Genomic DNA, 24393 nt, shown 5'->3' on the forward strand with positions numbered 1-24393 from the left:
GGAGCCCAAGCGCACACCCGGGATCCCGACCGCGTCACGGCCGACGCCGGGAGCGCGACCACGGCCCGCGCCGGAAGGACGGCCTCGCCCGGACTCCCCTTCGTCGGAGCCCAAGCGCACACCCGGGATCCCGACCGCGTCACGGCCGACGCCGGGAGCGCGACCACGGCCCGCGCCGGAAGGACGGCCTCGCCCGGACTCCGCCTCGTCGGGGTCTCCGCGCGCACCCGGGATCTCGGGTCCGCCCGGCCAGGAGGGACCCCCGTCCTCGCCCGGCAGCGCCGGCCGTGCGCCTCTGCGGCTCGGCACGGTCAGCGCTCCTGACCGGCATTCTGGTAGGTGATCAGTGGCGTGTTCGGCTGGTCGGGAGTCGCGTCGAGCACGGCCACGATGCCGAGGGCGGCGCCCACGGCGAGTGCGGCGGCGACGGCGACGGTGAGTGCGGCGGCGAGCAGTCTGGACATCGCAGGGTCAGCCTCTCTGTCGGAGGTCGTCCCCACCCCGGGAGTCCGCGTGGCCACGGTCGAGCGGTCCCACGGACACCGTCCACACCGGCCCCGTCCGGCAAGTGCCCAGTCTCGACAATGCATTGACACTCCGTCAAGAGTGCGCCTACGGTTCCCGGCCCATACCGCACGTGCACTTTCTCCCTCGGTGTCGACGCATCCATATCCCTTCGTACCACCGGATACCACCTGTGCGTCGAGCCTCCTCACGCCCCTGGAGTGCCCGGATGCGCCGCAATTTCTCACCTGTCTCCCTGATCCTCGTCGGCCTCGGCACCTTCCTGCTGGTGCTGGCTCCGATGCTCGCCTGGTACGTGGAGCCACGTGCCGCCGTGAACCCGATCGACATCGACACGACCGCCGTCTACACCGGCACCGGCACCGTCTTCGACACCGACAAGGTGGAGGCCGTACCCGGCCAGAACATCACCGTCACCCAGGTGGTGCGCGGCGACGTCGCCGACAGCGAGCGCAGCGGGAAGGCCGTCTGGGACGTGACGACGACGGTCGACACGGACCGGTCGCTGCCCGCGGCCGACCCGCACGACGCCCTGGAGTTCACGCCGGGCCGCTGGGTCACCGACCGCAGGTCCAACGAGCCGGTGCACTGCTGCAAGGAGAGCCCGTACTTCGAGGGCGAGGCCTATCTGAAATTCCCCTTCGACGTGCACAAACGCGCCTACCGCTGGTGGGACGACTCCCTCGGCGCGCCCGTCACCCTGCACTACAGGGGCACCCGGAAGATCCGCGGGTACGAGGGGTACCGGTTCACCGGCACCGTCCCCGCCACCCGGACCGGGACCCGGCTGGTGCCGGGACTGATCGTCGGGGAGCCGCAGCGCAGCCAGGTGCTCGCGGAGGAGTGGTACTCCAACCACCTCGTCGAACTCGTCGTGGACCAGCGCACCGGACGGGTGATCTACGCGCAGGTCGGCCCGCGCAGGACACTGCGTGCCCCCGGCGGCGAGAAGGACGCGGCGGTGCTGCTGGACAGCCGGAAGCTGGCCTTCACCGCCGCGACCCAGCGGGACCAGGTCGCGCAGGCGAAGACCGAGAGCGGTCAACTGCGCCTACTGGGACAGACGTTGCCGATCGGTGCCGGTGTGGTGGGATTCGTCCTGGCCGCGTTGGGCACCGTTTTGATGGTACGCGGGCGGCGTGATCCCGGTTCGTCCGAGTCGTCCCCCACTTCCTTCACGATGTGATGCGCCGTCAGCTCCACAAAGCCCCGAAATTGTCACTCCGGTGAGTAGCCGACGCGAACGGCTCGGCGAAAACTGTCCAGCCCCACCCGAACACAGCCCGTCCACAGCCCCGTTACAGCAAGCGCCCGCGCCCCCCACGGCCGGGCGGACCCGGCGTCACCCACAGGAAGCGCTCAAGCCCGCACGATCACCGACGACCGCACCGCGTCCCGCCCCCCACACTGAGTTCCGCACCCCGAGACGAGTTGGAGCACCCATGCCCCAGCACGTGCCGTCCCCGCTGCGCACCGCGTCCCCGCGCCCCGCGCAGTACCCTCCGGCGTTCCCCCCACACCCGCGCCGCATCGTCTTCCTCGCCCGCCGTGATCTCGGCAATCCCGCGGCGGGCGGCTCCGAACTCCTGGTCGACCGGCTGGCCGACGGGCTGACCCGGCTCGGCCACCAGGTCACCCTGTTGTGCGGTGGCCCCGCGTCCTACCGCGACTACCGGGTCGTCTCGGCGGGCGGCGACCTGGGCCACTTCCTGCGCGCCCGCCCGGCCCTGCACCGCCAGGTCGGTGACTGCGACCTGCTCGTCGAGGTGTGCAACGGGCTGCCGTACCTGACACCCCTGTGGCACCGCGGTCCCACGCTCTGCCTGGTCAACCATGTGCACACGGATCTGTGGACGATGCGGTTCGGCGGACCGCTGGCGCCCGCCGCCCGGCTCGGCCGAAGACTCGAACACTGGGCGCTGGCCGGCGCGCAGCGCCGCAATCTGCTCGTCGCCGTCTCTCCCTCGACGGCGCACGCCCTGCACACGATCGGGGTCGAGCGGGACCGCATCCGGGTCGTGCACAACGGGGTCGAGGAGCCGGGGCCGCGGGCCGCGCGCTCGCCCGAGCCGCTGTTCGTGTCGATGGGACGGCTCGTGGAGTACAAGCGGATCGATCTGCTGCTCCGGCTCTGGGAGCGGGTCCGCCCGGTCACCGGCGGCCGGCTGGTCATCATCGGGGACGGCCCCGAGCGGGAGCGCCTCGAACAACTCGCGGGCCCCGGAGTCGAGTTCACCGGTCATGTCGCCGAGGCCGAGAAGCACCGGCTGCTCTGCGCCGCCTGGCTGCTGCTGCATCCGTCGGCGGTCGAGGGCTGGGGACTGGTGGTCACCGAGGCGGCAGCGCGCGAGACCCCGGCCATCGCCTTCGACGTACCCGGGCTGCGGGACTCCGTCGTGGACGGCGAGACGGGGGTGCTGGCCCGTGGCGAGTCCTCCTTCGCGGCGGCCTGGTGCACCTTGGCCCTGTCCGGCCATCGTCGCGCTGTGATGGGCCGGGCCGCACGCGACCGTGCGTCCCGGTACCGCTGGAACCACACGGTCCGCCGGTTCGAAGCGGTGGCCGCGGAGGCGGTGAGGGGCTGGGCGCCATGACGGGCGCCGAACCCGCCGGTGGAGACAGCCGGCCGGATGCCGGGCCGGCCGGCCGAGGAGGCGGTGACGGGCCGGGCGCCATGACGGGCGCCGAACCCGCCGGTGGAGACGGCCGGCCTGATGCCGGGCGGGCCGGCCGAGGAGGCGGTGACGGGCTGGGCGCCATGACGGGCGCCGAACCCGCCGGTGGAGACAGCCGGCCTGATGCCGGGTCGGCCGCCGAGCGACAGGTGACGACCGAGCCGCCCGGAAACAGGCGGACGCCGAACGACGAGCGGGAACGTACCGGCACCAGCACCAGCACCAGTGCCGACGCCGGTGGCTGTACCCGTGCCGACCCCGACGCCGGGGGCGGCACCGGCACAAGTGGCCTTGCAGGCGAAGATGTTGGCGCCGGCGCCGGCGGCGGGGCCGGTACCGGAACCAGCACCGGCACCAGCACCGGCACCGGGCTCAAGGATCCCTCCGTGCGCCGGTCGCTCGCGCTCTTCCGGGCCTTCCTGCACGAGCAGGACGACCCCGGGGCCTGTTACGCGCTGCTCGCCCGGGACGCCGCCGACCAGGTCGAGGCGGCGTACGGCGCCGTCGAGGGCCGTACCGTCGTGGACATCGGGGGCGGCGGCGGCTACTTCACCGAGGAGTTCCGGCGGCGCGGCGCTCACGCCTATCTCTTCGAGCCGGACCTGCGGGAGCTCGGCCCGAAACCGCCCGGGTCGGCCGTCGTCGCCGACGGCTATCTGCTGCCGCTCGCGGACGGGGTCGCGGACGTCTGCTTCTCCTCCAACGTCCTTGAGCACGTGGCCGATCCGCAGACGTTCCTGAGCGAAATGATCCGGGTGACCCGTCCGGACGGGCTCATCTACGTGTCGTTCACCAACTGGCTGTCCCCGTGGGGCGGTCACGAGTGGGCGCCCTGGCACTACTTCGGCGCCGAACGGGCTCGCGCCCGCTACCGGCGCCGTACCGGAAAGCCCGCCAAGCACACCCTCGGCGAGAACCTCTTCGCCGTGCACATCGGCACCACCCTGCGGCAGGTGCGCGCCCGCGACGACATCACGGTCGTCTCGGCCCGCTCCCGCTACTGGCCCTTCCTCGCGGAAGCCGTCGCCAAGGCGCCGGGGCTGCGCGAGTTCGCCACCTGGAACCTCCTCCTCATCCTCCGGCGGTGTCCACCATGACGAGCACGGTCCAGGCTCCTCCCCCGGCAGCGGTCCGCCCCGCCACCGGCACGTCCGGCCCCCCGGAGGGGCCGCGCTCCCGGCGGTGGCTGCTGGGATTCTGGGCCGTGGTGTTCGTGCTGTTCCTGGCCGTGCACCCCGGACGTACGACCTTCGACACCAAGCTCGGAGTCACGCTCGATCCCTGGCAATTCCTCACCGACCTGGGCCAGTTGTGGCACGACCGGGGCGGCTTCGGCGGCATCCAGGACCAGTACGTCGGCTACGCCTGGCCGATGCTGCCGTACTACGGCCTGTGCCGGCTGATCCACCTCCCGGTGTGGCTGGCGGAACGGCTGTGGCTGTCGATCGTCGTGTCCGTCGCCTTCTGGGGCGCGCTCAGGCTGGCCGAGCGGCTGCGCATCGGCAGCGGCGCGTCCCGTCTGCTCGCCGCCGTCGCGTACGCGCTGTGGCCGGTCTTCACCATCGTCGTCGGTTCGACCTCGGCGGCCGCGCTCCCGGGCGCCTTCCTCCCCTGGGTCCTGCTGCCGCTCACCGACGAGCGCTACACCGCCCGGATCGCGGCCCTGCGCTCGGCGCTGGTCGTCCCGTTCATGGGCGGGGTGAACGCGGCCGCGACCCTGGCGTCGCTCCTCCCGGTCGGGCTCTATCTGCTGTCCCGCCCGCGCGGGCCCCGGCAGCGGGGGCTCATCTCCTGGTGGGTGCCGGGCGTGATCCTGGCGACGGCCTGGTGGTGGATCGCGCTGCTGCTGCTCGGCGCCTACGGGGAGAACTTCCTTCCCTATATAGAGACTTCGCAGACCACGACCGCCACCATGTCGGCCACCGAGTCGCTGCGCGGCGCGGGCAACTGGGTGGCCTATCTGCACTTCGGCGAGGCCTGGCTGCCGGCCGGCTGGTCCGTCGCGTCCTCGGTGATCGTGATCGTCTGTTCGGCGCTCGCGGCGGGCCTCGGTCTCGCGGGCCTGGCGAGACGGGACATGCCCGAGCGCCGCTGGCTGGTACTGACCGTACTGTCGGTCGCGCTCATCACCCTTGCCGGGTACGGCGGTTCGTTCGGAGCCCCCTTCCACGGCGTGGTCCAGGACTGGCTGAACGGCCGGCTCGTCCCCTTCCGCAACATCTACAAGTTCCAGACGGGCCTCGCGCTCGCCCTCGTCCTCGGCCTCGCGCATCTGGTGGGCGTGGCGACGCGGACCCACGGCGCCCGCCCGGTGCGCGGCCGGCGTTTCGCCCCGCTGATCGCGGCGGTCCTCGTCGTGCCCGGACTCGCCTGGCCGTATCTCAACGGGTCGATCCTGCAACCGGGTTCGTTCCAGGAGCTCCCCCGGTACTGGCAGACGACCGCGGACTGGCTCAAGAAGTACTCGCCCGACTCCCGCGCCCTCGTCGTCCCCGCCACCGCGCACGGCATCTACACCTGGGGCTCCCCCATCGACGAGCCCCTCGACGTGCTCGCCGGCTCCCGCTGGGCCGAGCGGGACTACGTCCCCTTCGGAACCCCGGGCAACCGGCGCGCCATGGACGCGGTCGAACAGGCCCTGCTGACCGGCGGCGACGTCCCGGGTCTGGCGGACTATCTTAGCCGCGCGGGCCTGTACTACGTCGTCGTACGCAACGATCTCGACCCCGGCCAGATCGGCTACGTCCCGACCGCGACCGTGCGGCGGACGCTGGAGCAGTCCGGGTACCGGCGGGTCGACGGGTTCGGGCCGGTCATGACCGTCGGCCGGATCGCGAACCACACCCCGCTCCAGGTCGAGGGGCTCTATCCGCGCGAGCGCGCCGTGGAGATCTACGAGCCGGCCGACCCGGCCGTGCCACGGCCGGGGCAGGCAGGACTCAAACCGATCGCCGACACCGCCGTGGTGTCCGGCGGGCCCGAGTCGCTGCTCCCGCTGGCCGCCGACCCCGCGATACGGGGCCGCGCCGCCGTGCTGACCGGCGACAACCATCCCGGTCTCGGCACCGCGCCGGTCCAGGTGGTGGGCGACGGGCTGCGCCGCGCCGACACCCGCTTCGGCCTGGTCGACGCCAACACCTCGTACACGTACACGCGCGACCAGCGCAACGACAGCGGCAGCCTGCAGGACCCCGGCAAGAACCCACGCCAGATCCTTCCGGCCGAGGGCGTCACGCACCAGACCGTCGCGGAGCTGCGCGGCGCCCGCTCCGTCACGGCCTCGTCCACCGGCAACTGGCTGTTCCAACTCCCGCAGTACGACCCGGTGAACGCCTTCGACGGCAACCCCGACACGGCGTGGGCGGAGGGGGCGGCGGGCTCGGCGAACGGCCAGTGGCTGCGGATCCGCTTCGACGGCTCCGTGGACGTGCCCGCGTCCTTCGACGTGATCCCGCTGCCGCAGGACGGTGTGCGCTCGGCGGCGACCCGGATCCGGGTCGAGACCGAGAAGGGCTCCGCCACCAGTTACCTCCTTCCGAACGGCAGGAAACAGTCCGTCAGGGCCCGTTCCGGCGAGACGGGTTGGCTCAAGATCACGATCGTCTCCTCCACCGAACGGCACGCTGGGCTCACCGGTGCGGGCTTCTCCGAGATCGCGCCGCCGGGCGTGCGGGTGACTCGTCTGCTCAAGCTCCCCACGGACGCCTCGGGTTCGGACGCCTCCGCCGAGATCGTCTCCCTGCACCGCTCCACCGACCCGACCGGGCTGTCCCCGACGGGCACCGAGGCGGGCCTGCACCGCGTCTTCTCCACCTCGACGGCGGGGGCGTACACCGTGAAGGCGGACGCAGTCCCCGTGCCGGGCGAGGAACTCGACAAGCTGTTGTACGAGGTCGCGCCCGGGCAGCGGAACCGGATCACGGCGACCGCGGACTCGACGGCGAAGCTGGGCGCGGGCCTGTCCGCGCGCAACCTCACCGACGGCGACCTGACGACGGCGTGGATCGCGGGCGGCAACCCGACGATCCATCTGAGCTGGCCGGGCAAGCAGCCCGTCTCGTCCATCGTGCTGGCCCCGGCGGGCGGTCTGTCGACCCGCCCGACGAAGGTCGACATCAGTTCCCCGGACGGCGCGGCGATCGTCGGGGTCGACGAGTTCGGCTGGGCCCGCTTCGACCCCATCACCACCGACCACCTCGACATCACCGTCACCGAGACCGCTCCCCTGACCGTCCACAACCCGGTCGCCGGCGCCGACCTGCAACTGCCGGTCGGCCTCACGGAGGCGTACGTCCCCGCGCTCGACCAGTACCGCACCCGGCAGCCCACCGGCACCCGCCCCTTCTCGCTCCCCTGCGGGAAGGGCCCGGTCGTCGCGGTCGACGGGACGCTGTACGAGACGAGCGCGAAGGGAACGGTGCGGGACCTGGTGGAGCGCCGGGCCATCGAAGTGACGCTCTGTCAAGAAGGGCGCTCGACCGCCGACTTGCAGTTGTCCGGGGGTGCGCACCGGGTCGAGGCGGGCGACGGCGGGCCACTGGCCGTCACGGACGTGACACTGACCCGCGGCACACCGCCCGAGGCCTCCACCTCCGGTCGGGCCCTGAAGATACGGGACTGGCTGGGCGACCGCCGCGAGGTGACGGTGGGCGCGGGCGCGGCCTCGTACCTGACGACGTACGAGAACTTCAACGACGGCTGGAAGGCCACCCTGGGCGGGAAGGAACTCACGCCGGTACGGCTCGACGGCTGGCAGCAGGGCTGGCGGATCCCGTCCGGCGCGGGCGGCACGGTCAAGCTGTCGTACGAGCCCGCGACGACGTACCAGGCCGGGCTGATCGGCGGCGGGGTCGCCGTGGCCGTGCTCGTGGGCCTCGTCGTGTGGCGCCGCCGCTCGCCGAACCCCGACGAGCCGCAGCCGGTGCCACCACTGCCGGGGATCTGGCTGGGCCTGGTCGCCCTCACCCTGGTGGGCATCCTCGTCGCGGGCTTCCTCGCCCTGCTGGTCCCGGCCCTGGCCCTGCTGGCCCGGCGCCGCCACACGCTGCTCGTACCGATCGCGTTCCTCGCGCTCGCCGGGGCGGGGATCGCGGCCGCGACAGGTGCGGGATCGCCCGTCTCCGCGGGTGCGGGGGCCTTCGGTCCCGCCGCCCAACTCCTGGCGTTGATCGGCCTGTTCGCGGGGCTGGTGAGCGTATGGGAGCCCGACGGGCCGGGGGTGTCCAACGCACCGGGCTGGTCGCCGCGGCCGGACTCCTCGGAGGCCCCCACAGCACCGCTGCCGCAACGGGTACGCGGCGAGACGCGCGGCCCGGGAACCTTGCCGGCGGGGTTCAGGGCACGGTGGGGCAGTCGTCCGCCGGAGCGGGAGGGCCGGGCGGCGGAGCCGGGGGCCGGTGCGGCGGGGCACGAGGTCCCTCCGGCCGAACAGAAGGCCGGTGCGGCGGAGCAGGAAGGCGACTTGTCCGGAGCCGGAACCGAGGCGGGAACCGGAACCGGAACCGGGGCCGGAACCGGGACCGAGGCCGGAGCCGGAACCGAGGACGGAGCCGGGACCGGAGCCGGAACCCAGGCCGGAGCCGGGACCGGAGCCGGAACCCAGGCCGGAGCCGGAACCGGAGCCGGAACCCAGGCCGGAGCCGGAACCGGAGCCGGAACCCAGGCCGGAGCCGGAACCGGAGCCGGAACCCAGGCCGGAGCCGGGACCGGAGCCGGAACCCAGGCCGGAGCCGGGACCGGAGCCGGAACCCAGGCCGGAGCCGGGACCGGAGCCGGGGTCGGGGTCACCTCTGGGCCCACGGTCTCCGCGCGGGGGCCGGGGGCGCCGCGGCCCGTGCCCGATGCGCCGGCCGCGCGGATCGCGTTCCGCAAGCCGAGGTTCCGGGTGAGTCCGCCCGAGGAGCCCCGGGACGACACAGGGAAGGACGGGTCGGCGTGACCACGGTGGAGCATGCGGCACAGGACGGCACGGGCGGCCCCGCGGGACCCCGCGGGCGCGTTCCGTTCCCGGTGGTGGACGAGGTCTCCCGGCACTGCAGCCAGGAGGAGGAGCCGGAGACCGTCCACATCGAGATCCATCTGCCGGGCCCCGTCGACCGGGCCCGTCTGACGGCCGCGTTCACGGAGGCCCTGCGCCGTCATCCGCGCGTCCTGATGCGTGAGGCCCCGGGGCCCTGGTACCGGCGCCGTTACGAATGGGAGCTGACCGCGGAACCGGACGTCCGGGTGGTGTCCTTCCCGCCCCCTGGCCCGGACGCCCTGCGGACCGCCCGGACCAGGACCCTCCAGGAGGCCCCGCCCCTGTCGGCGTCCCCGCCGATCCGGCTGGAGGTGGTGGAGGGGACGGAGGGGACGGAGGGGGCGGGCCCCGCACCCGCCCGCGGAGGCACCACCCTCCTCCTCACCATCAACCACACCGCCCTGGACGGCCCCGCGTGTCTGCGCGTCCTCGCCACCGCGGCGGAGCTGTACGGAGGCAGGGACAACACCCCCTCCGCCCCGCCGGTGCGCGTCCCGGACGCCCCGGAACCGGGGGACGGGAACGCCGCCCCCTCCAACTGGACCCCGCCCGCCCGAGTCGCCCAGGGCAGCCCCGAGACCTCCCCCGGAAACGGCCTGATCGTCACCGAGCTCGGTGTGCCCCGCCGCCCCAAGGGCTCCCCCTACACGGTGAACGACCAGCTCATGGCGGCCACCGCGCTGATGGTCGCCCACTGGAACAGGGAACACGGCGCGCGTCCGCGCCCGTTGCGCATCACGATGCCGGTCGACGACCGGCCGCGCGGCGCGGACATGCCGATCGGCAACGGAACGCGGCTGGTCGAGGTGACGTTCGCCCCCGAGGAGGTGGACGCGTCCCGGATGGGCGAACTGCTGCGCCGCACGGCCACCCGCACCCGCGCCCTGAAGTCCGCCGAGCGGCCTCAACTGGGCTACGGAGCAGCCCTCTTGACGGCACCCGTGGTGCCGGTGGCCTGGCGTGCCGCGGTCACCCGGGGCCTGCGCAGGGCGGCCGGGCCCTGGACGTCGACGGTCCTGCTCAGCAACATCGGCCGCATCCCGTACTCGCTCGACTTCGGCGAGGAGGCGGGCCGCGCCCACGCGGTCTGGTTCTCGGCCCCGGCCCGGACGCCCCGCGGACTGACCGTCACGACCGCGTCCACCGCGGGCCGGCTGCACGTCTCGTTGCGCTGGTCGAGCAGTCTGCTCGGCCACGGTGACGGGGGCCACCTCCGCGACCTCTTCGAGCACTATCTGCACGCGACCCAGGAGAGGGAGGCGACCGGCGGATGACCACCGGCGCGAAGTCCACGAGAACCACACCTCCGTCCATCCGGACCACCCCGTCGACGCCGACCACCCCGTCCGCCTCATCCACTCAGAGCACCCTCTCCACACCTTCCGCCCCGTCCACCCAATCCACCCAGGCCGGCCCAACACCACGCGCCCGCCGCGGACTTCGTGACTTCTACGAGGATCCGGCCGTCCCCGTCGCCTCGGGAACCCCGCGCAGTCTGCGCCAGGCGCGGATGCTGGCCGCTGCGCTCGGCCCGGCCACGGCGGGCGCGAGGACCGTGCTCGACATCGGCTGCGGGGACGGCACCGCAGCCGCGACCGCCGCACCCTTCCTGGCCGGGCACCGCGTGGTCGGCGTCGACTGGTCGCAGGACGCCCTCAGCCGGGCCCGCACCCGGGTCCCGTACGCGATTCGCGGTGAACTCGCCGACGAGGGGCTGCCGTTCGCGACGGCGACGGCGGACGCGGTGCTCTTCAGCGAGGTCGTCGAGCACCTCGTGGACCCGGACGGCGCCCTCGACGAGATCCGCCGAGTGCTTCGCCCCGGCGGCCACTTGATGCTGTCCACCCCGAACCTGGCAGCGTGGTACAACCGCGGCCTGCTGCTCGCCGGTGTCCAGCCCGTCTTCTCCGAGGTGAGTCTGCGCGCCGTGCACGGCCGTCCGGGGCGGGAGGTCGTCGGCCATCTGCGGCTCTACACGGCCCGCGCGCTCCGGCAGTTCGTGGCCGCCTCCGGCTTCGAGGTCGTCCGGCTGGCGGGCGCGCCCTTCCACGGCGTACCGCGTCCGCTGCGCCCGCTGGACCGGCTGGCCTGTGCCGTGCCGTCCCTGTCCTCGATCCTGCTCCTGCACGCGCGAAGGACGTAGCCCATGTGGTGGGGAGTGACGGCGGCTCTGCTGGCGAACGTCCTGTACAGCACCGGATTCGTCCTGGAGAAACGCGCGTTGGCGGCCCTGCCCGAGGTGGACATCCACCGCCCCGCCCGGCTGCTCCGCCTGGTCCTCGGCAGCCCGCTGTGGATCGGCGGCTCGCTCGCGCTGGCCTCCGGGTTCGGCGCGCAGCTGGCCGTGTACCGCACCCTGCCGATCGCCGCCGCGCAGGGGATCTTCGTGTCCGGGCTCGTACTCCTCGTGCTGCTCTCCTCCCGGCTGCTCGGCGAGGAGACAACGGGCCGCGAACGGTACGCGCTCGGCGCGATCCTGCTCGCCCTGCTGATGGTCGTGCTGTCCCTGCGCGAGGGCTCCGACACGGTCGGGCGCGGCGCTCCGGCGCCGCTCGTCCTCACGGTCTGCCTGCCCTCGCTCGCGCTGGGCGTCTGGCTGTACGGGGCCGCCGAGCGCCGTTCCCGGCACCGGCACCGAATGCCGAGCACCGGCGTCGAATACGGCGTGGCGGTGGGCCTGTTGTACGGGGTGAGCTCGCTCGCCATCAAGGGGGTGTCGAGCCGGCTGACGGCCGGTGACCCGGGCGGCGCGGTCGTCGGCCTGCTGCGCTCCCCGTACCCGTATCTCCTTCTCTTCACCGGCGCGTTCGGGCTGGTCATGTCGCAGGCGGCGCTCCAGCGCTGCCGGGCCTCGCTGATCGTGCCGGTCTGCACGACCGTGACCTGTCTGTTCACGGCGGTGCTCGGCACGCTCACCTTCGGCGAGGCGCTGCCGCACGATCCGGTCCGGCTCGCGCTGCGGCTGGCCGGCACCGTTCTCGCGGTGACCGTCCTGCTCGCCATGCCCAAGCATGACGAGGCGCCTCAACCACCCATCGGTGCCAAGCAATTGACGCCCCCCGGAGGCATCCCATGAAACCCGACGACCCGCTGCTGAAAATCCTCGCCTGTCCGCTCGACAAGGGCCCGCTGCATCTCGTCCCGCCGGATGAGAGCCGGCCGTCCGAGGAAGTGCTCTACAACCCCCGGCTGCGCCGCCGTTACCCCGTCGTGGACGGCATCCCGCAACTGCTGCCGTCCTCCGGGGAGCAGGTGACGGAGGACGAACACCAGCGACTTCTCAGGCGGATGGCGCCATGACCGGATCAGCCGACGGCCGCGCGGCCAGGACCCTCGCCGCCCGCCTCGCCCCCTTCCTTCCCACCCGCCTGGTCGCGGCAACGGCCCGGTTCGTCTATCCGCGCTTCGAACCCGAACTGGCCCGGCTCGCCGACCTGTGTCCGCCCGGCTGCGGCACGGCCGTGGACGTGGGCGGCTGGTACGGCCCGTGGACGCGCCGCCTCGCCCCGCTGGCCCGCCGGGTGGTGACCGTGGAACCCGTGCCGCACCTGGCCCGCCTGCTGTCCTCGGCCGCTCCGGACAACGTATGTGTGATCAGGGCCGCCGCCTCGGACCACCGGGGCACCGCCCGGCTGTGGCTGCCCGCGGACGACGCGGGCGACCGGGGCGTGTCCTCACTCGTCCGCCGGGACATCCACGCCCGCGCGCTGGAGGTGCCCTGCCTCACCCTGGACAGCCTGGACCTGCGCGAGGTCGGCTTCATCAAGATCGACGTGGACGGCAATGAGCCGGCGGTGCTGCGCGGCGCCCGGGATCTGCTGGCCCGCGACCGCCCCGCCCTCTTCATCGAGCTGGAGTCCCGCATCCAGCCGGTCGCCCCGGTCGTCGAGCGGCTCGCCGAGCAGGGGTACACCGGCTGGGTGCTGCCCGGCGCCGACTGGGTGCCGCTCGCCTCCTTCCCCCTGGAGGCGCACCAGGCGCGGATGTCGTACGTCGTCTCGCAGGGGCTGTTGCGCCGGGTGCTGCCGCCGCGCGGACCGCGGTACGTCAACTCGGTGCTGTTCCTGCCGGACGGGCGCCGTCCGGGCGAGGGCCGGGTGCGCGACCATGGACCCCATGCCGGCCAAACGCCCCGCCACCCCCTTCACCCCGCTCGACTTCCAGCTGGTCCTGCTGCGCCGCATGGCCGACCACAACCCTGACCTGGTCGAGGACGCCCGTCACGAACTGGGTGCGTCCATCGCCGACATGCGGGAGGCGAACCGGCGCTGGCAGGCGATGCTGCGCACACCGCGCACCCGGTCCGCCGCGTCCCGCTACCGCTCGGTCCTCGGTGCCCCCGAGTCCGCGCGGGAGCGCCGGATCGGCGATCTGACCTGTGAGGCCCTGCAATGGCCGGTGCCTCTGTGGCCCGGTCTGCGCTTCGAGGTCCTGCTCGCCCCGAACGGCGTCGCCTGGAACGAATGGCTGGTACGGGCCCCGGGTGCCGCCGCCCCGGTGCTGGAGACCCTGGAGGACCTGGCCCCCTGGTGCTGCACGGTCGACGAGGCGGCCCGCGCCTTCGCCCCCGCCCGGCCCCTGGAGGGCACGGCACCGACCCGCTGGGGCCTGATGTTCACGGCCCCCGACGCGGCGGGCGTGCCGCACGCGTGCGCGGCGGAGTTCACCTGGGGGCTGCTGCAACGCGTGGGCGTCAAGGGACCCGTACCGGCATCCCCCGAGAAGCCCGCTCAGGAGTCCGCGGACCGGACCGCCGACAAGCCCGCCGACGGGACCTCCGACGGGACGCTCAAGAGGCGGCGGCCTTGAGGATCCGGTCGACGACGACGGGCAGCGACCGCGGGTGGAGCCACAGGAAGAGGTTCGGCTCGACGAGTTCCAGCTCCATCACCCGGGGCTCGCCGTCGTCACCGTCGACGAGGTCGGCACGGGCGTAGAGCACACTGTCCGCACCTCCCGGTACGGCGGCCAACGCCCTTTCCGCGACGGCCCGTTCGGCGGCGGTGGGCTCCCAGACCTCCAGCCGCGGGTGGGGCGTCTTCGCCCCGTCGTAGGGCGTCCCCGGCTCCAGTACGGCTCCCTTGCGACTGGCGTGCAGCAGCCGTCCGCCGAAGAACTGGAGCGCCCGCTCGCCCCCGGTGTCGATGTTCGTCACATACGGCTGGACCATCGCGGTCAGCCCCTCGGCGTGCATCCGGGCGAGCTGCCCGAGGGCGGTCTCCCGCTCCTTCGGCGTATACCTGGCGGCATAGCGCGCCCCCGCCCCCGCGGTGGGCTTCACGACGAACTCGTGGTCGCCGGGCAGCTCGACCGGGTCCCCCGGCGCGAGATACCTGGTCGGAATGACCGGCACCCCCGCGTCCGCCAGGTCCCCGAGGTAACGCTTGTCCGTGTTCCAGCGCACGACCGGCGCCGGGTTCAGGAGCCGCGTGAGCCCCGCGCACCGCTCGGCCCACGCCACGAACTCCGCCACCCGCCGGCTGTAGTCCCAGGTCGAGCGGATCAGCGCCAGGTCGTACCCCGCCCAGTCGGCCCCGGGATCGTCCCAGTGCACGATGTCCGCCACCGCCCCGGCGTCCTCGAGGGCTCCCCTCAGCACGGGCAGATCCCGGTCCGCGCCGGGCTCCTCGCCCAGGTCGTACGTGACGAGCGCGATACGGGCCACACGGACTCCATCCTCGTACGGCACCTGCGTACGACATCGACGTACGGCTGCGGCGCACGACACCGACGTACGACACCTGCGTACGGCCTCGGACGCACCCCACCGGCACGCCACCCAGGACAATCCCGCCGCAGGCTAACAACCATCCGCACCCCCGGGCCAAGCCAATATTGACCTTCACCAAGGGGCAGGGCCCAGCATCGGTGACAGAACGAGGAACCGGAAACGGGGAACGGCCCGGACACGGGAGCTACGGGGTGGGTGCATGGACATGTTGACGATCGGGGCCTTCGCGAAGGCCTCCCGGCTGTCGCCGAAGGCGTTGCGGCTCTACGACGAACTGGAGCTGCTGCGCCCCGCCCGGGTGGACCCCGAGACGGGGTACCGCTACTACGCCGTGGCACAGCTCGAACAGGCCCGGCTGGTGGCGTGGCTGCGGCGGCTCGGTATGCCGCTCGCCCGGATCCGGCGGGTGTGCGCTCTGGAACCGGGGCCGGCCGCGCGGGAGATCCGCGCGTACTGGGCCCGGGTCGAGGCCGAGACGGCCGCCCGCCGCGATCTGGCGGCGTTCCTCGTGGACCATCTGTCACCGTCCCCAGGGAAGGACACCAGCATGCTGGAACTCCGCTATTCCGCTCTCTCCGACACCGGTCTGGTCCGTGACGCCAACCAGGACAGCGTCCACGCGGGCGCCCGTGTCCTCGCGGTCGCCGACGGCTGCGGGCCGTACGGGGCACCCGCCAGCACGGCGGCGGTGCGGGCCCTCACGTTCCTGGACGACGAGCCGCTGTCGGCCGGTGGCGTGCTCAACCTGCTGGAGGACGCCGTGGAGGGCGCCGCCCGGGCCGTGGCGGACCTGGTGCCGCGACACGCCACGGCACAGGCCCCGGACGGGGAGGGCACCGGCAGCACGCTCACGGCCCTGGTGTGGACCGGCTCCCAGCTCGCGCTCGTCCACATCGGGGATTCGCGGGCCTATGTGCTGCGCGACGGCGGGCTGTTCCGGATCACCCACGACCACACGGTGGTCCAGTCGATGGTCGACGAGGGCCGGCTCACCCCGGAGGAGGCGACCGCGCATCCCCAGCGCGCCCTGCTGCTCAAGGCGCTGGGGACCGAGGCACCCGTACCCGATCTGCGGCTGCAGGACGTACTGCCGGGCGACCGCTACCTGCTCTGCTCGGACGGCCTGTCCACCGTCGTGCCGGACGAGGAGATCGCACGGCTTCTCACCTCGGCTCCCGATCCCGACGCGGCCGTCCGGGCCCTGATCGGGGCGGCGAACGACGCCGGCGGGCCGGACAACGTCAGTTGTGTGGTCGCGGACCTGGTCGAGGCGGCGCGGCCGATCGGAATCCGGATCGGATAGGGGCCCGCAAGTGCCCCTGGTTCCGCACGTCGGTCCTGGTTCCGCAGGTCGGTCCTGGTTCCGCAGGTCGCTTCCGAGGGGCCGCGGTTGCTCCTGGGGCGCGGGTCAGTCCTGAGGTCTGCGGTAGCCGAGGGAGGTCTCGATGGCGCGGCCGACCGGGTCGGCGGGGGCGTTGCCGCCGGGGCCGGTCACCCAGGAGCGGAAGACGCTCGCCAGGTGCAGGCCGAAGGCCTCGGCCTGTGCCTCGTCCGCCTGGCGTGATCCGTTGCGGGCGGCGACGGTGAGGGCGACCTCCCGCCGGAACGGCATGCGCGCTCCGGGATCACGCAAGGCCGAACGGTCCGAGAGGGCCGCCCGCGCGACGGCCGGCGCGCCGTCCACGTGGTGGTCGCGGTGTCCTTCCTTCATGTGCCACAACTCGTGTCCGAGAATGACGAGTTGCTGCACCGTCTCGGCGCGCTCCTCGACGATGACGAGGTCGAAGTCGTTGAACTCCATCCACAGGCCGGTGACTTCGATCTCGTCGGGGAAGCGCTCGAAACGGAGCTGGACGGGACGGCCGCCCCGCCGTCGGCTCATCTCCTCGCAGAGGGCGTGCGCCAACTCCCGCATGCCGACGGGCGTATCGATCCTTCTCCGGAGCACCCGGCCGAGCTCCACCGCCAGCGCCCGCATCTCGGAGCGCGCGCCGCGCGGACGCAGCGCCGTCAGAATGCCTCCGACGGCACCGGCGTGCTTCGCCGTCATCGCTCCGCTCCCTCGGCGACCAGCGGGACGGGCCCAAACTCGACGATCCGCGCGCCGAGGCATTCGAGTGTCTCGGGAAGGAGCGGCGGGGACTCACTCACCAAAGGTCTCCCGGCAGTTGACTCATCAAGTTGTGACGCGAGGCCGACACTACGTGTCCGGGTCCGTCCACGCCACGGTTCCCGAACGATCGTTCCCGGTTTCGGAACGATCCTTACGACGCCTGCGCTCCCCCTCCACGTGCTCGGCGCGGACCGGCGGCCTGCCACCCGGTTCAGGAGTCTCATCGTGTAGGAAGAGCCTGTCCCTCCCGGTGAAGTCCTCTCGGCAAGGAGTCCCCGTGTTCTCCCTCTTCCCGGCCCTGGTGGGCGGTTCGGTCGCGGACCGGTCCGCGCTCCGCTTCGGCGATCGGTCCCTGACGTACGCGGAACTGGCCGCCTCGGCGGGAGCGTTGGCCGCACGGCTCGACGGTGCCGGGAGGGTCGCGGTCTGGGCGACGCCGACCCTCGAGACGGCCGTCGGTGTCGTCGCCGCGCTGCTGGCCGGGGTGCCGGCCGTGCCGCTGAACCCGAAGTCCGGAGAGGCGGAACTCGGCCATATCCTGGGCGACAGCGCGCCGTCCCTGGTCCTCGCGGCCAGGGGGGACCGGCTTCCCGCTCCGCTCCAGGCGCTGGAGCGTATCGATGTCGAGGTCGGGGTCGAGGCCGACGTTGAGCCCAAGGTCAAGCTCGGTGTCGAGTCCGAGGTCCAGGTCCGGGTCCGGGTCGAGTCCGAGGTCCAGGTCGATGTCGAGGTCTCCGGCACGGAAACGGGCGGCGCGGTCACCGACCCCGGCGCCCCCGCCCTGGTCGTCTACACCTCCGGCACCACCGGTCCGCCCAAGGGCGCGGTCATCCCGCGCCGGGCCGTCGCCGCGACCCTGGACGCGCTGGCCGACGCCTGGCAGTGGACCGGCGACGACGTGCTGGTGCACGGCCTGCCCCTGTTCCATGTGCACGGGCTGATCATCGGCATCCTGGGCCCGCTGCGCCGCGGCGGGTCCGTACGGCATCTGGGGCGGTTCAGCGCGGAGGGCGTGGCGCGGGAGCTGAACGCCGGGGCGACGATGCTGTTCGGGGTGCCGACGATGTACCACCGGCTCGCCGAGGCGCTCGCCGACGACCCCGGGCTCGCCAAGGCGCTGGGCCGGGCGCGGCTGCTCGTGTCGGGGTCCGCCGCGCTGCCCCTGCACGACCACGAGCGGATCACGGCCGCGACCGGACGCGGGGTCGTGGAGCGGTACGGCATGACGGAGACCCTGATGAACACGAGCGTGCGGGCGGACGGGGAGGTCCGGCCGGGCACGGTCGGCGTGCCGCTGCCGGGCGTCGGCCTGCGGCTCGTCGAGGAGGACGGGACGACGATCGCCGGGTACGAGGCCGACGGCACCCCGACCGGCGCGCACGACGGCGAGAGCGTCGGCGAGATCCAGGTGCGCGGTCCGAACCTCTTCACCGAGTACCTGAACCGGCCCGACGCCACCGCCGCCGCGTACACCGCGGACGGCTGGTTCCGCACGGGCGACATGGCGGTCCTCGACCCCGACGGCTCGGTCCGGATCGTCGGCCGCAAGGCCACCGACCTGATCAAGAGCGGCGGTTACAAGATCGGTGCGGGCGAGATCGAGAACGCGCTCCTCGAACATCCCGGGGTGCGCGAGGCCGCCGTGGCCGGGGAGCCCGATGCCGACCTCGGTGAGCGGGTGGTGGCCTGGATCGTCCCTATCGATCCTCAGGCGCCGCCGTCCGCCGACGAGTTGGCCGACCATGTGGCCCGCCGTCTCGCCCCGCACAAGCGGCCCCGCAGGGTGCGCCTCCTGGACGAGCTGCCCCGCAACGACATGGGCAAGATCCTGAAGCGGGCGCTGCCTCGTGACTGAACGGATCTCGGCCCGCGAGGCCATCTCCCTCGTCACCGACAGCTTCGCCGAACTCCCGTCCCCCGGCGGTGAGTTCCGGTCCGATGGCCCGCTCTCCTGGACGGGGTACGACGACGCGCGGGCGCGCGCCGCGGCCCGCACCGGCGAGGAGGAGTCCGTCGTCTGCGGCACCGCGACCTTCGGGACGGCGAGCTTCGGCACGACGATCGACGGCAGGGCTCCGCTCGGTCCGGCCACCGCCGTCCTCGTCGCCTTCGAGTTCGGCTTCCTCGGCGGTTCCCTCGGCGAACGCACCGGTGACCGACTGGAGGCGGCCTACGACTACGCCCGCACGCACCGGCTGCCCGTCGTCTCGCTCGTCGCCACGGGCGGCAGCCGGATGCAGGAGGGCATGCTCGCGCTGACCCAACTCCAGCGGGTGGCACGCCAGTCGGCGCTCACCCGGAAGGCGGGGCTCGCCCAGATCGCCGTCCTGCGGGATCCGACTACGGGCGGCGGCTGGGCCACGCTCGGCGCGGGCGCCGATGTGACCCTGGCGCTGCCGGGCGCCCAGGTAGCCTTCGCGGGCTCCCGGGTCCGCCCGCCCGACGCGGACCCGGCGGCGTACACGGCCGAGGCGCAGGTGGTGGCGGGCTCGGTCGACGCGCTCGTCCCGCAGGACGGGCTGCGGGAGACGCTGGCCCTGTGGCTGGACCTGCTCACCCGGCCGGGCGCCGGGGCCACGTCCGTCCCGCCCGCACCGAGCCCCGCATCCGTCCCGTCCGCGCTGAGCCCCGCGTCCGTCCCGCCCGCGCTGAGCCCGCCGCCCGTCCCACCCGCGCTGGGCGGCACGTCCGTCCCACCCGCGCTGGGCGGCACGACCGTCCCGGCCGCGCTGGGCGGCACGACCGACCTGCCCGCGCTGGGCGGCACGACCGTCCCGGTCGCACGCGGCGGCGCGAGCGATCTGCCCGCGCTGGGTGGCGCGACCGACCCACCCTCACTGGGTGGCACGTCCGCCCCACCCGCACCGGGTGGCGCGACCGACCTGCCCGCGACCGGCTGGGACGCGGTGCAGCGCGCCCGTTCGCCCGAACGGCCGCGCGCGGACGCCTACTTGGACGCGTACTTCAGCCGCCGGGTGTCGATCGGCGGCGACCGCTGCGGCGGCACCGACGACGGCATGGTGTGCGGCTTCGGCCGCGCGCGGGACGGGCGGACCATCGCGTACGCCGCCCAGCGCGGGACCCCGACCCGTCCGGCCGGATACCGCACCGCCGCCCGGCTGGTACGGCTGGCGGGCCGGCTCGGCATCCCGGTCCTGACGCTGGTGGACACCCCGGGCGCCGCGAACGACGCGGAGGCCGAGAGGCAGGGGGCCGGTGCGGCGATCGCGGACCTGTTCTCGGCGGTCGCCACCGCCCGTACGCCCCTCACCACGCTGGTGATCGGCGAGGGCGGCTCGGGCGGCGCGCTGGCACTGGCCGCTCCCGGCAACACCTGGGCCACGCCGGACAGTTACTTCTCCGTCATCGCGCCGGAGGCGGCGGCCGCGATCCTCAAGCGGCCCGCCGACGAGATCCGGGCGACCGCCGCGCAGCTCCGGCTCCGGCCGCAGGACCTGCTGGACCTGGGAGTGATCCGGGGCATCACGCGGCGCCGCCCCGGAGGATGACACGGACGGCGGCCGTCGGTTCCTCCCTCCCAAGAGATACCGACGGCCGCCTGCTCCACGGGCGCCACTACGGTTGCCGCCCGGTGACGTGCCGGGCGGCGGGCTCTCCCCCCGGGGAACCCGCCGCCCGGCGGCTGCTACCGGACGCCCACCGCCCGGATGATCTCCTGGCTGACCGTGCCGCCCTGATCGTCCCGGGCGAAGGCCCGCAGCGACACGAACCCGGCGTCGCGCGGCACGTTCAGCGTGCCCTGCCAGCGGGCCTTGCCGCCGCCGGTGAGCGGGACGGCCTTCCAGGTCGTCCCGTCGTCGTAGGACACCTCCAGCTTTCCGCCGCCGATGGTGCCGGTGTCCGGCGCGCCCTTCACGTACTCGGCGTAGATGCTGACCGGGACCCGGCCGCCGCGCACATCCCCCGCGAGGTCGGTGTCGACGTCGTAGCCGAGGTTGATGAGCGGGAGGAAGGTGTAGTGGTCCTCGGGGGTGGCCGCCGACCGGACGGTCCACTCGGCGTGGCCCTTCGTGGAGAGCTTCCAGCGCTCCGGGTCGAGGGTGGTGTCCGTGGCGACCTTGTAGGTGTGCTCGTCGGCGGGCGCGTCCCAGACGTATCCGGCGGAACTCTTCCGCCGGGCGAGAAGGACACCGTCCTGGTAGACCTCCGTGAACTGCGTCATCCCGGTGTCGTCGCTCCACACGTCGCCGAAGCCGGTGTGGTCGGGCCCGGAGTCGCCCCAGCCGGGCGTGTTGAACTGGATGTCGTTGCCCGCGCGCTGCTGGCCCCAGCCCAGTCCGGTGCCGAGCCAGGGGTGCCAGACGGGCTTGAACCAGTTCAGGGTCTCGTGGGTGCCGCCCCGGTAGGGGACCAGGCCGCTGCGCTCCTCCAGCGCGCCGTCCCCGACGTACGTGGACTCCGTCCAGGTCTGCCCGGGGCCGGTGGAGACGTAGTCGGTCCGCTCGGCCGGGTAGTCGATCCGTTCCTGGAAGCCGAGGCCGATGGGGAAGGGGTCGGCGATCGAGTAGCGGAACTCGCTGCCCGAGACGGGCTTCACGGCGTGGAATCTGGCGTCCAGCACGGCCAGTTCACCTCGGTCGGGCTCGTAGGTGAGGTTCCGGTCCGGGATGCCGTTCTTGTAGCCGTGCGAAAGGTCGTACATGTAGGGCGTGTTGCGTGTGCCGGTCATGTCGACGGTCCGGGTCGCGCGCAGCCGGGCCGCGTCCGCCGTGTCGACGGTGGCGATCTGCAGCGGCCGGTTCTCGTTGTCGTCCGTGCCGAACCAGGCGTTGAGGCGCCCTGGGGTGTCGTCGGTGACGAACAGGGCCTTGGCGCCCGCGTCCTGGGCCGCCTGGGCGAGCGCGGCCGGGTCGACGCCGTCGGCGAGCCGGGCGAGGACGGCCTTGCCGCTCACTCCGGTGAACGGCCCGTCCCCGACGTCGACCAGCGGAAGCCTGCTGCGGCCCTCGATCAGGGTGCCGCCCGGCTGGGCGAGCGCCGCCCTGACGCCCGCGACCTCGAGGAGCGGCTTCCCGAGCCGCCAAACAGTCCGGTAGTCGAAGGTGCCCTCGGTGACCTTCGGGGTCGGCGTGGCGAAGATGCTGTCGTACTTGACCGGCACCTGGACCGCGCCGAACAGGTCGGAGCCGCCGCCGTTGCGGTCGTACTCCATGAGGAGTTGCCGAGTCTCGGTGCGCCGGTCGACCTTCGCACCGATCTCCCGCAACGTCCGCCCGTCCAGGGTGACTTCGCGGTCCCGGTCGAGGGCGATCCGGGGTGCGGCGAGGAAGCCGATGCCGAGCGAGTCGGCGCCGTGGCTGCCGCGCACGTCGAGGAACGACGTGAGGCTGTACGTGCCGGGCTTCAGCCGCAGCTCGAGGGTGCCGGAGTCGCCGACGGAGGCGGAGTACGCGTCGACGTCCTGCGCCAACTGCTGCACCGCGAGATAGGCCGCGGTCGGGGCGCCGTCCCGGTCCTTCACATGGACCGTGAGCGTGTACCGCTCCTCCTCCTTGACCAAGCCGAACGCGGTGTGCGCGACGGGCGTGCCGGCCACCGACGCCACGATCCGGCCCGAGGTGTCGCCCACCGGTGCCTTCGAGCCGTCACCGGTGACCGTGGTGGACGCGGTGCCGTGCGCGGGCACCGTGAGGGTGGTGTCGGCGAGGGTGGCGACACCCTCGTCGGCCCCCTCCGCGGCGAGCGTCAACTCCGCCGCCGCGTCGGAGGAGTTGGTGTAGGTGAGCGTTCGGGTGACGGGCTTGTCGTCCTCGTAGGGCCAGCTGTGGAAGCCGAGGTCGGCGCTGCCCGTGGCGGTGATCTTCGCGTCGACCGCGTCCGGGACACTCACCCGGCCCGCACCCAACTCGTAGACGGAGGCGTCGAGTTGCTTCGAGGTCGACATCAGCGCGTCCTTGAGCTGGGCGCCGGTCCAGTCGGGGTGCTCCTGGGCGAGCAGCGCGGCCACGCCCGCGACGTGCGGTGTCGCCATCGAGGTACCGCTCATGGAGGTGTAGTAGCCGCTGCCGCTCACGAGCTGGGAGCGGGCGGCGAGGATGCCGACGCCGGGCGCGGAGAGGTCGGGCTTGAGCGCGTTGTCGCCGAAGCGCGGTCCGGCGCTGGTGAAGTACGCGGCCTCGTCGGCGGAGTCCACCGCGCCGACGGTCAGGGCGGAGTCGGCGGCGCCGGGCGAGCCGATGGAGGAGGGGGCGCCGGTGTTGCCCGCGGCGATGACGAAGAGGGCACCGGTCTCCTTGGAGAGGGTGTCGACGGCCGCGGCCATGGGGTCGGTGCCGTCGCTGGGCTCGGACGAGCCGAGGCTCATCGAGATCACCTTGGCGTGCACGTCGCGCGCGGCCCACTCCATGCCGGCGATGATCTGCGACTCGCTGCCCGAACCCTGGTCGCTGAGCACCTTGCCGACGGCGAGCGTGGCCTCGGGCGCGACGCCCTTCTCCTTGCCGTCGGAGGCGGCGCCGCTGCCTCCCACGGTGGAGGTGACGTGCGTGCCGTGCCCGTTGCGGTCGGCGACCTCCTGCCCGTCGATGAAGCTCTTGGTCTGTGTCACCCGGCCGGCCAGGTCCGGGTGACTCGTGTCGACGCCGGTGTCGAGGACGGCGACGGTCACGCCCTTGCCGGTGAGCCCGGCCTCCCAGGCCTTCGGGGTGCCGATCTGCGCGTTGCTCTGGGCCAGGTCGGCCTTGACGCGCCCGTCGAGCCAGACCTTGCCGATCCCCGCCTGACGGGTCATCGCCTTCCAGAAGGTCCGGCCCTTGTCCGCGTCGACGGCCGCGCCGCGGATGCTCGGCAGCGAGCGCGTCCGTTCGGCCCCGCCCGGGGTCGTCGCGCGCGCCTTCGGGTCGTACGTCACGATGAGCGGCAGCTCGCCCGTCTTCTGGTCGGTGAGCCCCTGCCGTATCAGCTCGCTGACGTCGAACAACCGCCGGTCGAGGGTGCCGGCCCGCAGATACGGCAGTGCCTCATCCGGTACGACGGTGACGGCGCCGTCGGCGACCTGGGTGCGCACGGCTCCGGTCGCCCCGCGGGGGCGCACGACGGAGACGGTCTTCTTTCCGCCGCCGACGTCGGTGACGGTCACCTTGTCGCCGGTCACGAGGGTGACGGTGTGGGCGGCAAGGGCGGCTCGCGTCGACGCCGGGGTGCCGGTGTTTCCGGTGTCCGCGGTGCCTGCTGTGGCGAGCGCGCCCGCCCGCCCCATGGGCAGCAGGGCGAGCACGAGCCCGGCCGACAGCAGCGCCGCCGGACGTCTCAGTGGTCCTCTGGTCATTCGTGCCCTCTCTTCATCGGCCGACCCGCGCCGGGCAGGGGT

The 24393-nt window shown here is 73.3% G+C and carries 17 protein-coding genes and 1 pseudogene; 14 read left to right on the forward strand and 4 right to left on the reverse strand.

From position 1 onward, the window contains the following. The coding region (locus ACFYR3_RS12965) for a hypothetical protein (RefSeq protein WP_389282803.1) at positions 1–324 on the forward strand (324 nt) is incomplete at its 5' end. On the opposite strand, the gene ACFYR3_RS12970 is transcribed toward ACFYR3_RS12965, so the two are convergent. Next, entirely contained in the window at positions 312–464 is a 153-nt protein-coding gene (locus tag ACFYR3_RS12970) for a hypothetical protein (RefSeq protein ID WP_355851174.1), read from the reverse strand. The two genes, ACFYR3_RS12965 and ACFYR3_RS12970, sit on opposite strands and share 13 nt — an antisense overlap. A gap of 269 nt (positions 465–733) precedes the next feature. On the opposite strand from ACFYR3_RS12970, the gene ACFYR3_RS12975 reads away from it, so the two are divergent. The 10 genes and pseudogenes from ACFYR3_RS12975 to ACFYR3_RS13020 all read left to right on the forward strand — a co-directional run. Next, on the forward strand, positions 734–1711 hold the full coding sequence (locus ACFYR3_RS12975; protein WP_355851177.1) for a DUF3068 domain-containing protein: 978 nt from the start codon (positions 734–736) through the stop codon (positions 1709–1711). Between the two features lie 256 nt (positions 1712–1967). Next, complete coding sequence (locus tag ACFYR3_RS12980; RefSeq protein ID WP_355851180.1) at positions 1968–3119, forward strand: glycosyltransferase family 4 protein; 1152 nt, start codon at positions 1968–1970, stop codon at positions 3117–3119. 467 nt (positions 3120–3586) lie between these two features. Continuing rightward, a complete protein-coding gene (locus tag ACFYR3_RS12985; protein WP_355851261.1) occupies positions 3587–4297 on the forward strand; it encodes a class I SAM-dependent methyltransferase in 711 nt (236 codons plus the stop codon). Beyond that, positions 4294–9138 (forward strand): alpha-(1->3)-arabinofuranosyltransferase, encoded by a 4845-nt coding sequence (locus ACFYR3_RS12990; protein WP_389282996.1) that lies wholly within the window; start codon positions 4294–4296, stop codon positions 9136–9138. The genes ACFYR3_RS12985 and ACFYR3_RS12990 overlap by 4 nt, the downstream gene beginning before the upstream one ends. Beyond that, positions 9135–10493, forward strand: coding sequence for a condensation protein (locus ACFYR3_RS12995; RefSeq protein WP_389282805.1), 1359 nt, complete (start codon positions 9135–9137; stop codon positions 10491–10493). The genes ACFYR3_RS12990 and ACFYR3_RS12995 overlap by 4 nt, the downstream gene beginning before the upstream one ends. Continuing rightward, entirely contained in the window at positions 10490–11362 is an 873-nt protein-coding gene (locus ACFYR3_RS13000) for a class I SAM-dependent methyltransferase (RefSeq protein ID WP_389282807.1), read from the forward strand. Before ACFYR3_RS12995 ends, ACFYR3_RS13000 begins: the two co-directional genes overlap by 4 nt. Before the next feature lie 15 nt (positions 11363–11377). Next, positions 11378–12295 carry a hypothetical protein gene (locus ACFYR3_RS13005; RefSeq protein WP_355851267.1) on the forward strand — a complete coding sequence of 306 codons (918 nt, stop codon included), beginning with the start codon at positions 11378–11380 and terminating at the stop codon, positions 12293–12295. Further along, on the forward strand, positions 12292–12519 hold the full coding sequence (locus tag ACFYR3_RS13010; protein WP_355851189.1) for a Trm112 family protein: 228 nt from the start codon (positions 12292–12294) through the stop codon (positions 12517–12519). Before ACFYR3_RS13005 ends, ACFYR3_RS13010 begins: the two co-directional genes overlap by 4 nt. Further along, the gene (locus ACFYR3_RS13015; protein ID WP_355851192.1) at positions 12516–13421 is read left to right on the forward strand and encodes an FkbM family methyltransferase; all 906 of its coding nucleotides are present in this window, start codon (positions 12516–12518) and stop codon (positions 13419–13421) included. The genes ACFYR3_RS13010 and ACFYR3_RS13015 overlap by 4 nt, the downstream gene beginning before the upstream one ends. Beyond that, positions 13327–13920, forward strand: a pseudogene (locus ACFYR3_RS13020) (hypothetical protein); the annotation flags it as partial. The gene ACFYR3_RS13015 and the pseudogene ACFYR3_RS13020, both read left to right, overlap by 95 nt. An 88-nt stretch (positions 13921–14008) precedes the next feature. Here the strand turns inward: ACFYR3_RS13020 and ACFYR3_RS13025 are convergent. Continuing rightward, complete coding sequence (locus ACFYR3_RS13025; RefSeq protein ID WP_389282809.1) at positions 14009–14884, reverse strand: hypothetical protein; 876 nt, start codon at positions 14882–14884, stop codon at positions 14009–14011. 265 nt (positions 14885–15149) lie between these two features. Between ACFYR3_RS13025 and ACFYR3_RS13030 the strand changes: the two genes are divergently transcribed. Beyond that, the gene (locus ACFYR3_RS13030) at positions 15150–16253 is read left to right on the forward strand and encodes a MerR family transcriptional regulator (RefSeq protein ID WP_355851198.1); all 1104 of its coding nucleotides are present in this window, start codon (positions 15150–15152) and stop codon (positions 16251–16253) included. A gap of 105 nt (positions 16254–16358) precedes the next feature. Here the strand turns inward: ACFYR3_RS13030 and ACFYR3_RS13035 are convergent, their stop codons facing one another. Next, a complete protein-coding gene (locus ACFYR3_RS13035; RefSeq protein ID WP_389282811.1) occupies positions 16359–17000 on the reverse strand; it encodes a toxin-antitoxin system, toxin component in 642 nt (213 codons plus the stop codon). Positions 17001–17340: 340 nt separating this feature from the next. Here ACFYR3_RS13035 and ACFYR3_RS13040 point away from each other — a divergent pair, with 340 nt between their 5' ends. Next, a complete protein-coding gene (locus ACFYR3_RS13040; protein WP_389282813.1) occupies positions 17341–18918 on the forward strand; it encodes an acyl-CoA synthetase in 1578 nt (525 codons plus the stop codon). Next, positions 18911–20572 carry a carboxyl transferase domain-containing protein gene (locus ACFYR3_RS13045; RefSeq protein ID WP_389282815.1) on the forward strand — a complete coding sequence of 554 codons (1662 nt, stop codon included), beginning with the start codon at positions 18911–18913 and terminating at the stop codon, positions 20570–20572. Before ACFYR3_RS13040 ends, ACFYR3_RS13045 begins: the two co-directional genes overlap by 8 nt. 137 nt (positions 20573–20709) lie before the next feature. Here the strand turns inward: ACFYR3_RS13045 and ACFYR3_RS13050 are convergent, their stop codons facing one another. Further along, positions 20710–24351: a S8 family serine peptidase gene (locus tag ACFYR3_RS13050; RefSeq protein WP_389282817.1), complete on the reverse strand. Its 3642-nt coding sequence runs from the start codon at positions 24349–24351 to the stop codon at positions 20710–20712. Positions 24352–24393 lie beyond the last annotated feature (42 nt).

This window comes from Streptomyces sp. NPDC005784, from assembly GCF_042871525.1.
Classification (GTDB): Bacteria; Actinomycetota; Actinomycetes; order Streptomycetales; family Streptomycetaceae; genus Streptomyces.

Coding starts and splice junctions, on each gene's coding strand:
- ACFYR3_RS12980 (WP_355851180.1), top strand. CDS start 1,968: ATGCCCCAGCACGTGCCGTCCCCGCTGCGCACCGCGTCCCCGCGCCCC.
- ACFYR3_RS12990 (WP_389282996.1), top strand. CDS start 4,294: ATGACGAGCACGGTCCAGGCTCCTCCCCCGGCAGCGGTCCGCCCCGCC.
- ACFYR3_RS13015 (WP_355851192.1), top strand. CDS start 12,516: ATGACCGGATCAGCCGACGGCCGCGCGGCCAGGACCCTCGCCGCCCGC.
- ACFYR3_RS13035 (WP_389282811.1), bottom strand. CDS start 17,000: ATGACGGCGAAGCACGCCGGTGCCGTCGGAGGCATTCTGACGGCGCTG.
- ACFYR3_RS13010 (WP_355851189.1), top strand. CDS start 12,292: ATGAAACCCGACGACCCGCTGCTGAAAATCCTCGCCTGTCCGCTCGAC.
- ACFYR3_RS12975 (WP_355851177.1), top strand. CDS start 734: ATGCGCCGCAATTTCTCACCTGTCTCCCTGATCCTCGTCGGCCTCGGC.
- ACFYR3_RS13050 (WP_389282817.1), bottom strand. CDS start 24,351: ATGACCAGAGGACCACTGAGACGTCCGGCGGCGCTGCTGTCGGCCGGG.
- ACFYR3_RS13000 (WP_389282807.1), top strand. CDS start 10,490: ATGACCACCGGCGCGAAGTCCACGAGAACCACACCTCCGTCCATCCGG.
- ACFYR3_RS12970 (WP_355851174.1), bottom strand. CDS start 464: ATGTCCAGACTGCTCGCCGCCGCACTCACCGTCGCCGTCGCCGCCGCA.
- ACFYR3_RS13030 (WP_355851198.1), top strand. CDS start 15,150: ATGGACATGTTGACGATCGGGGCCTTCGCGAAGGCCTCCCGGCTGTCG.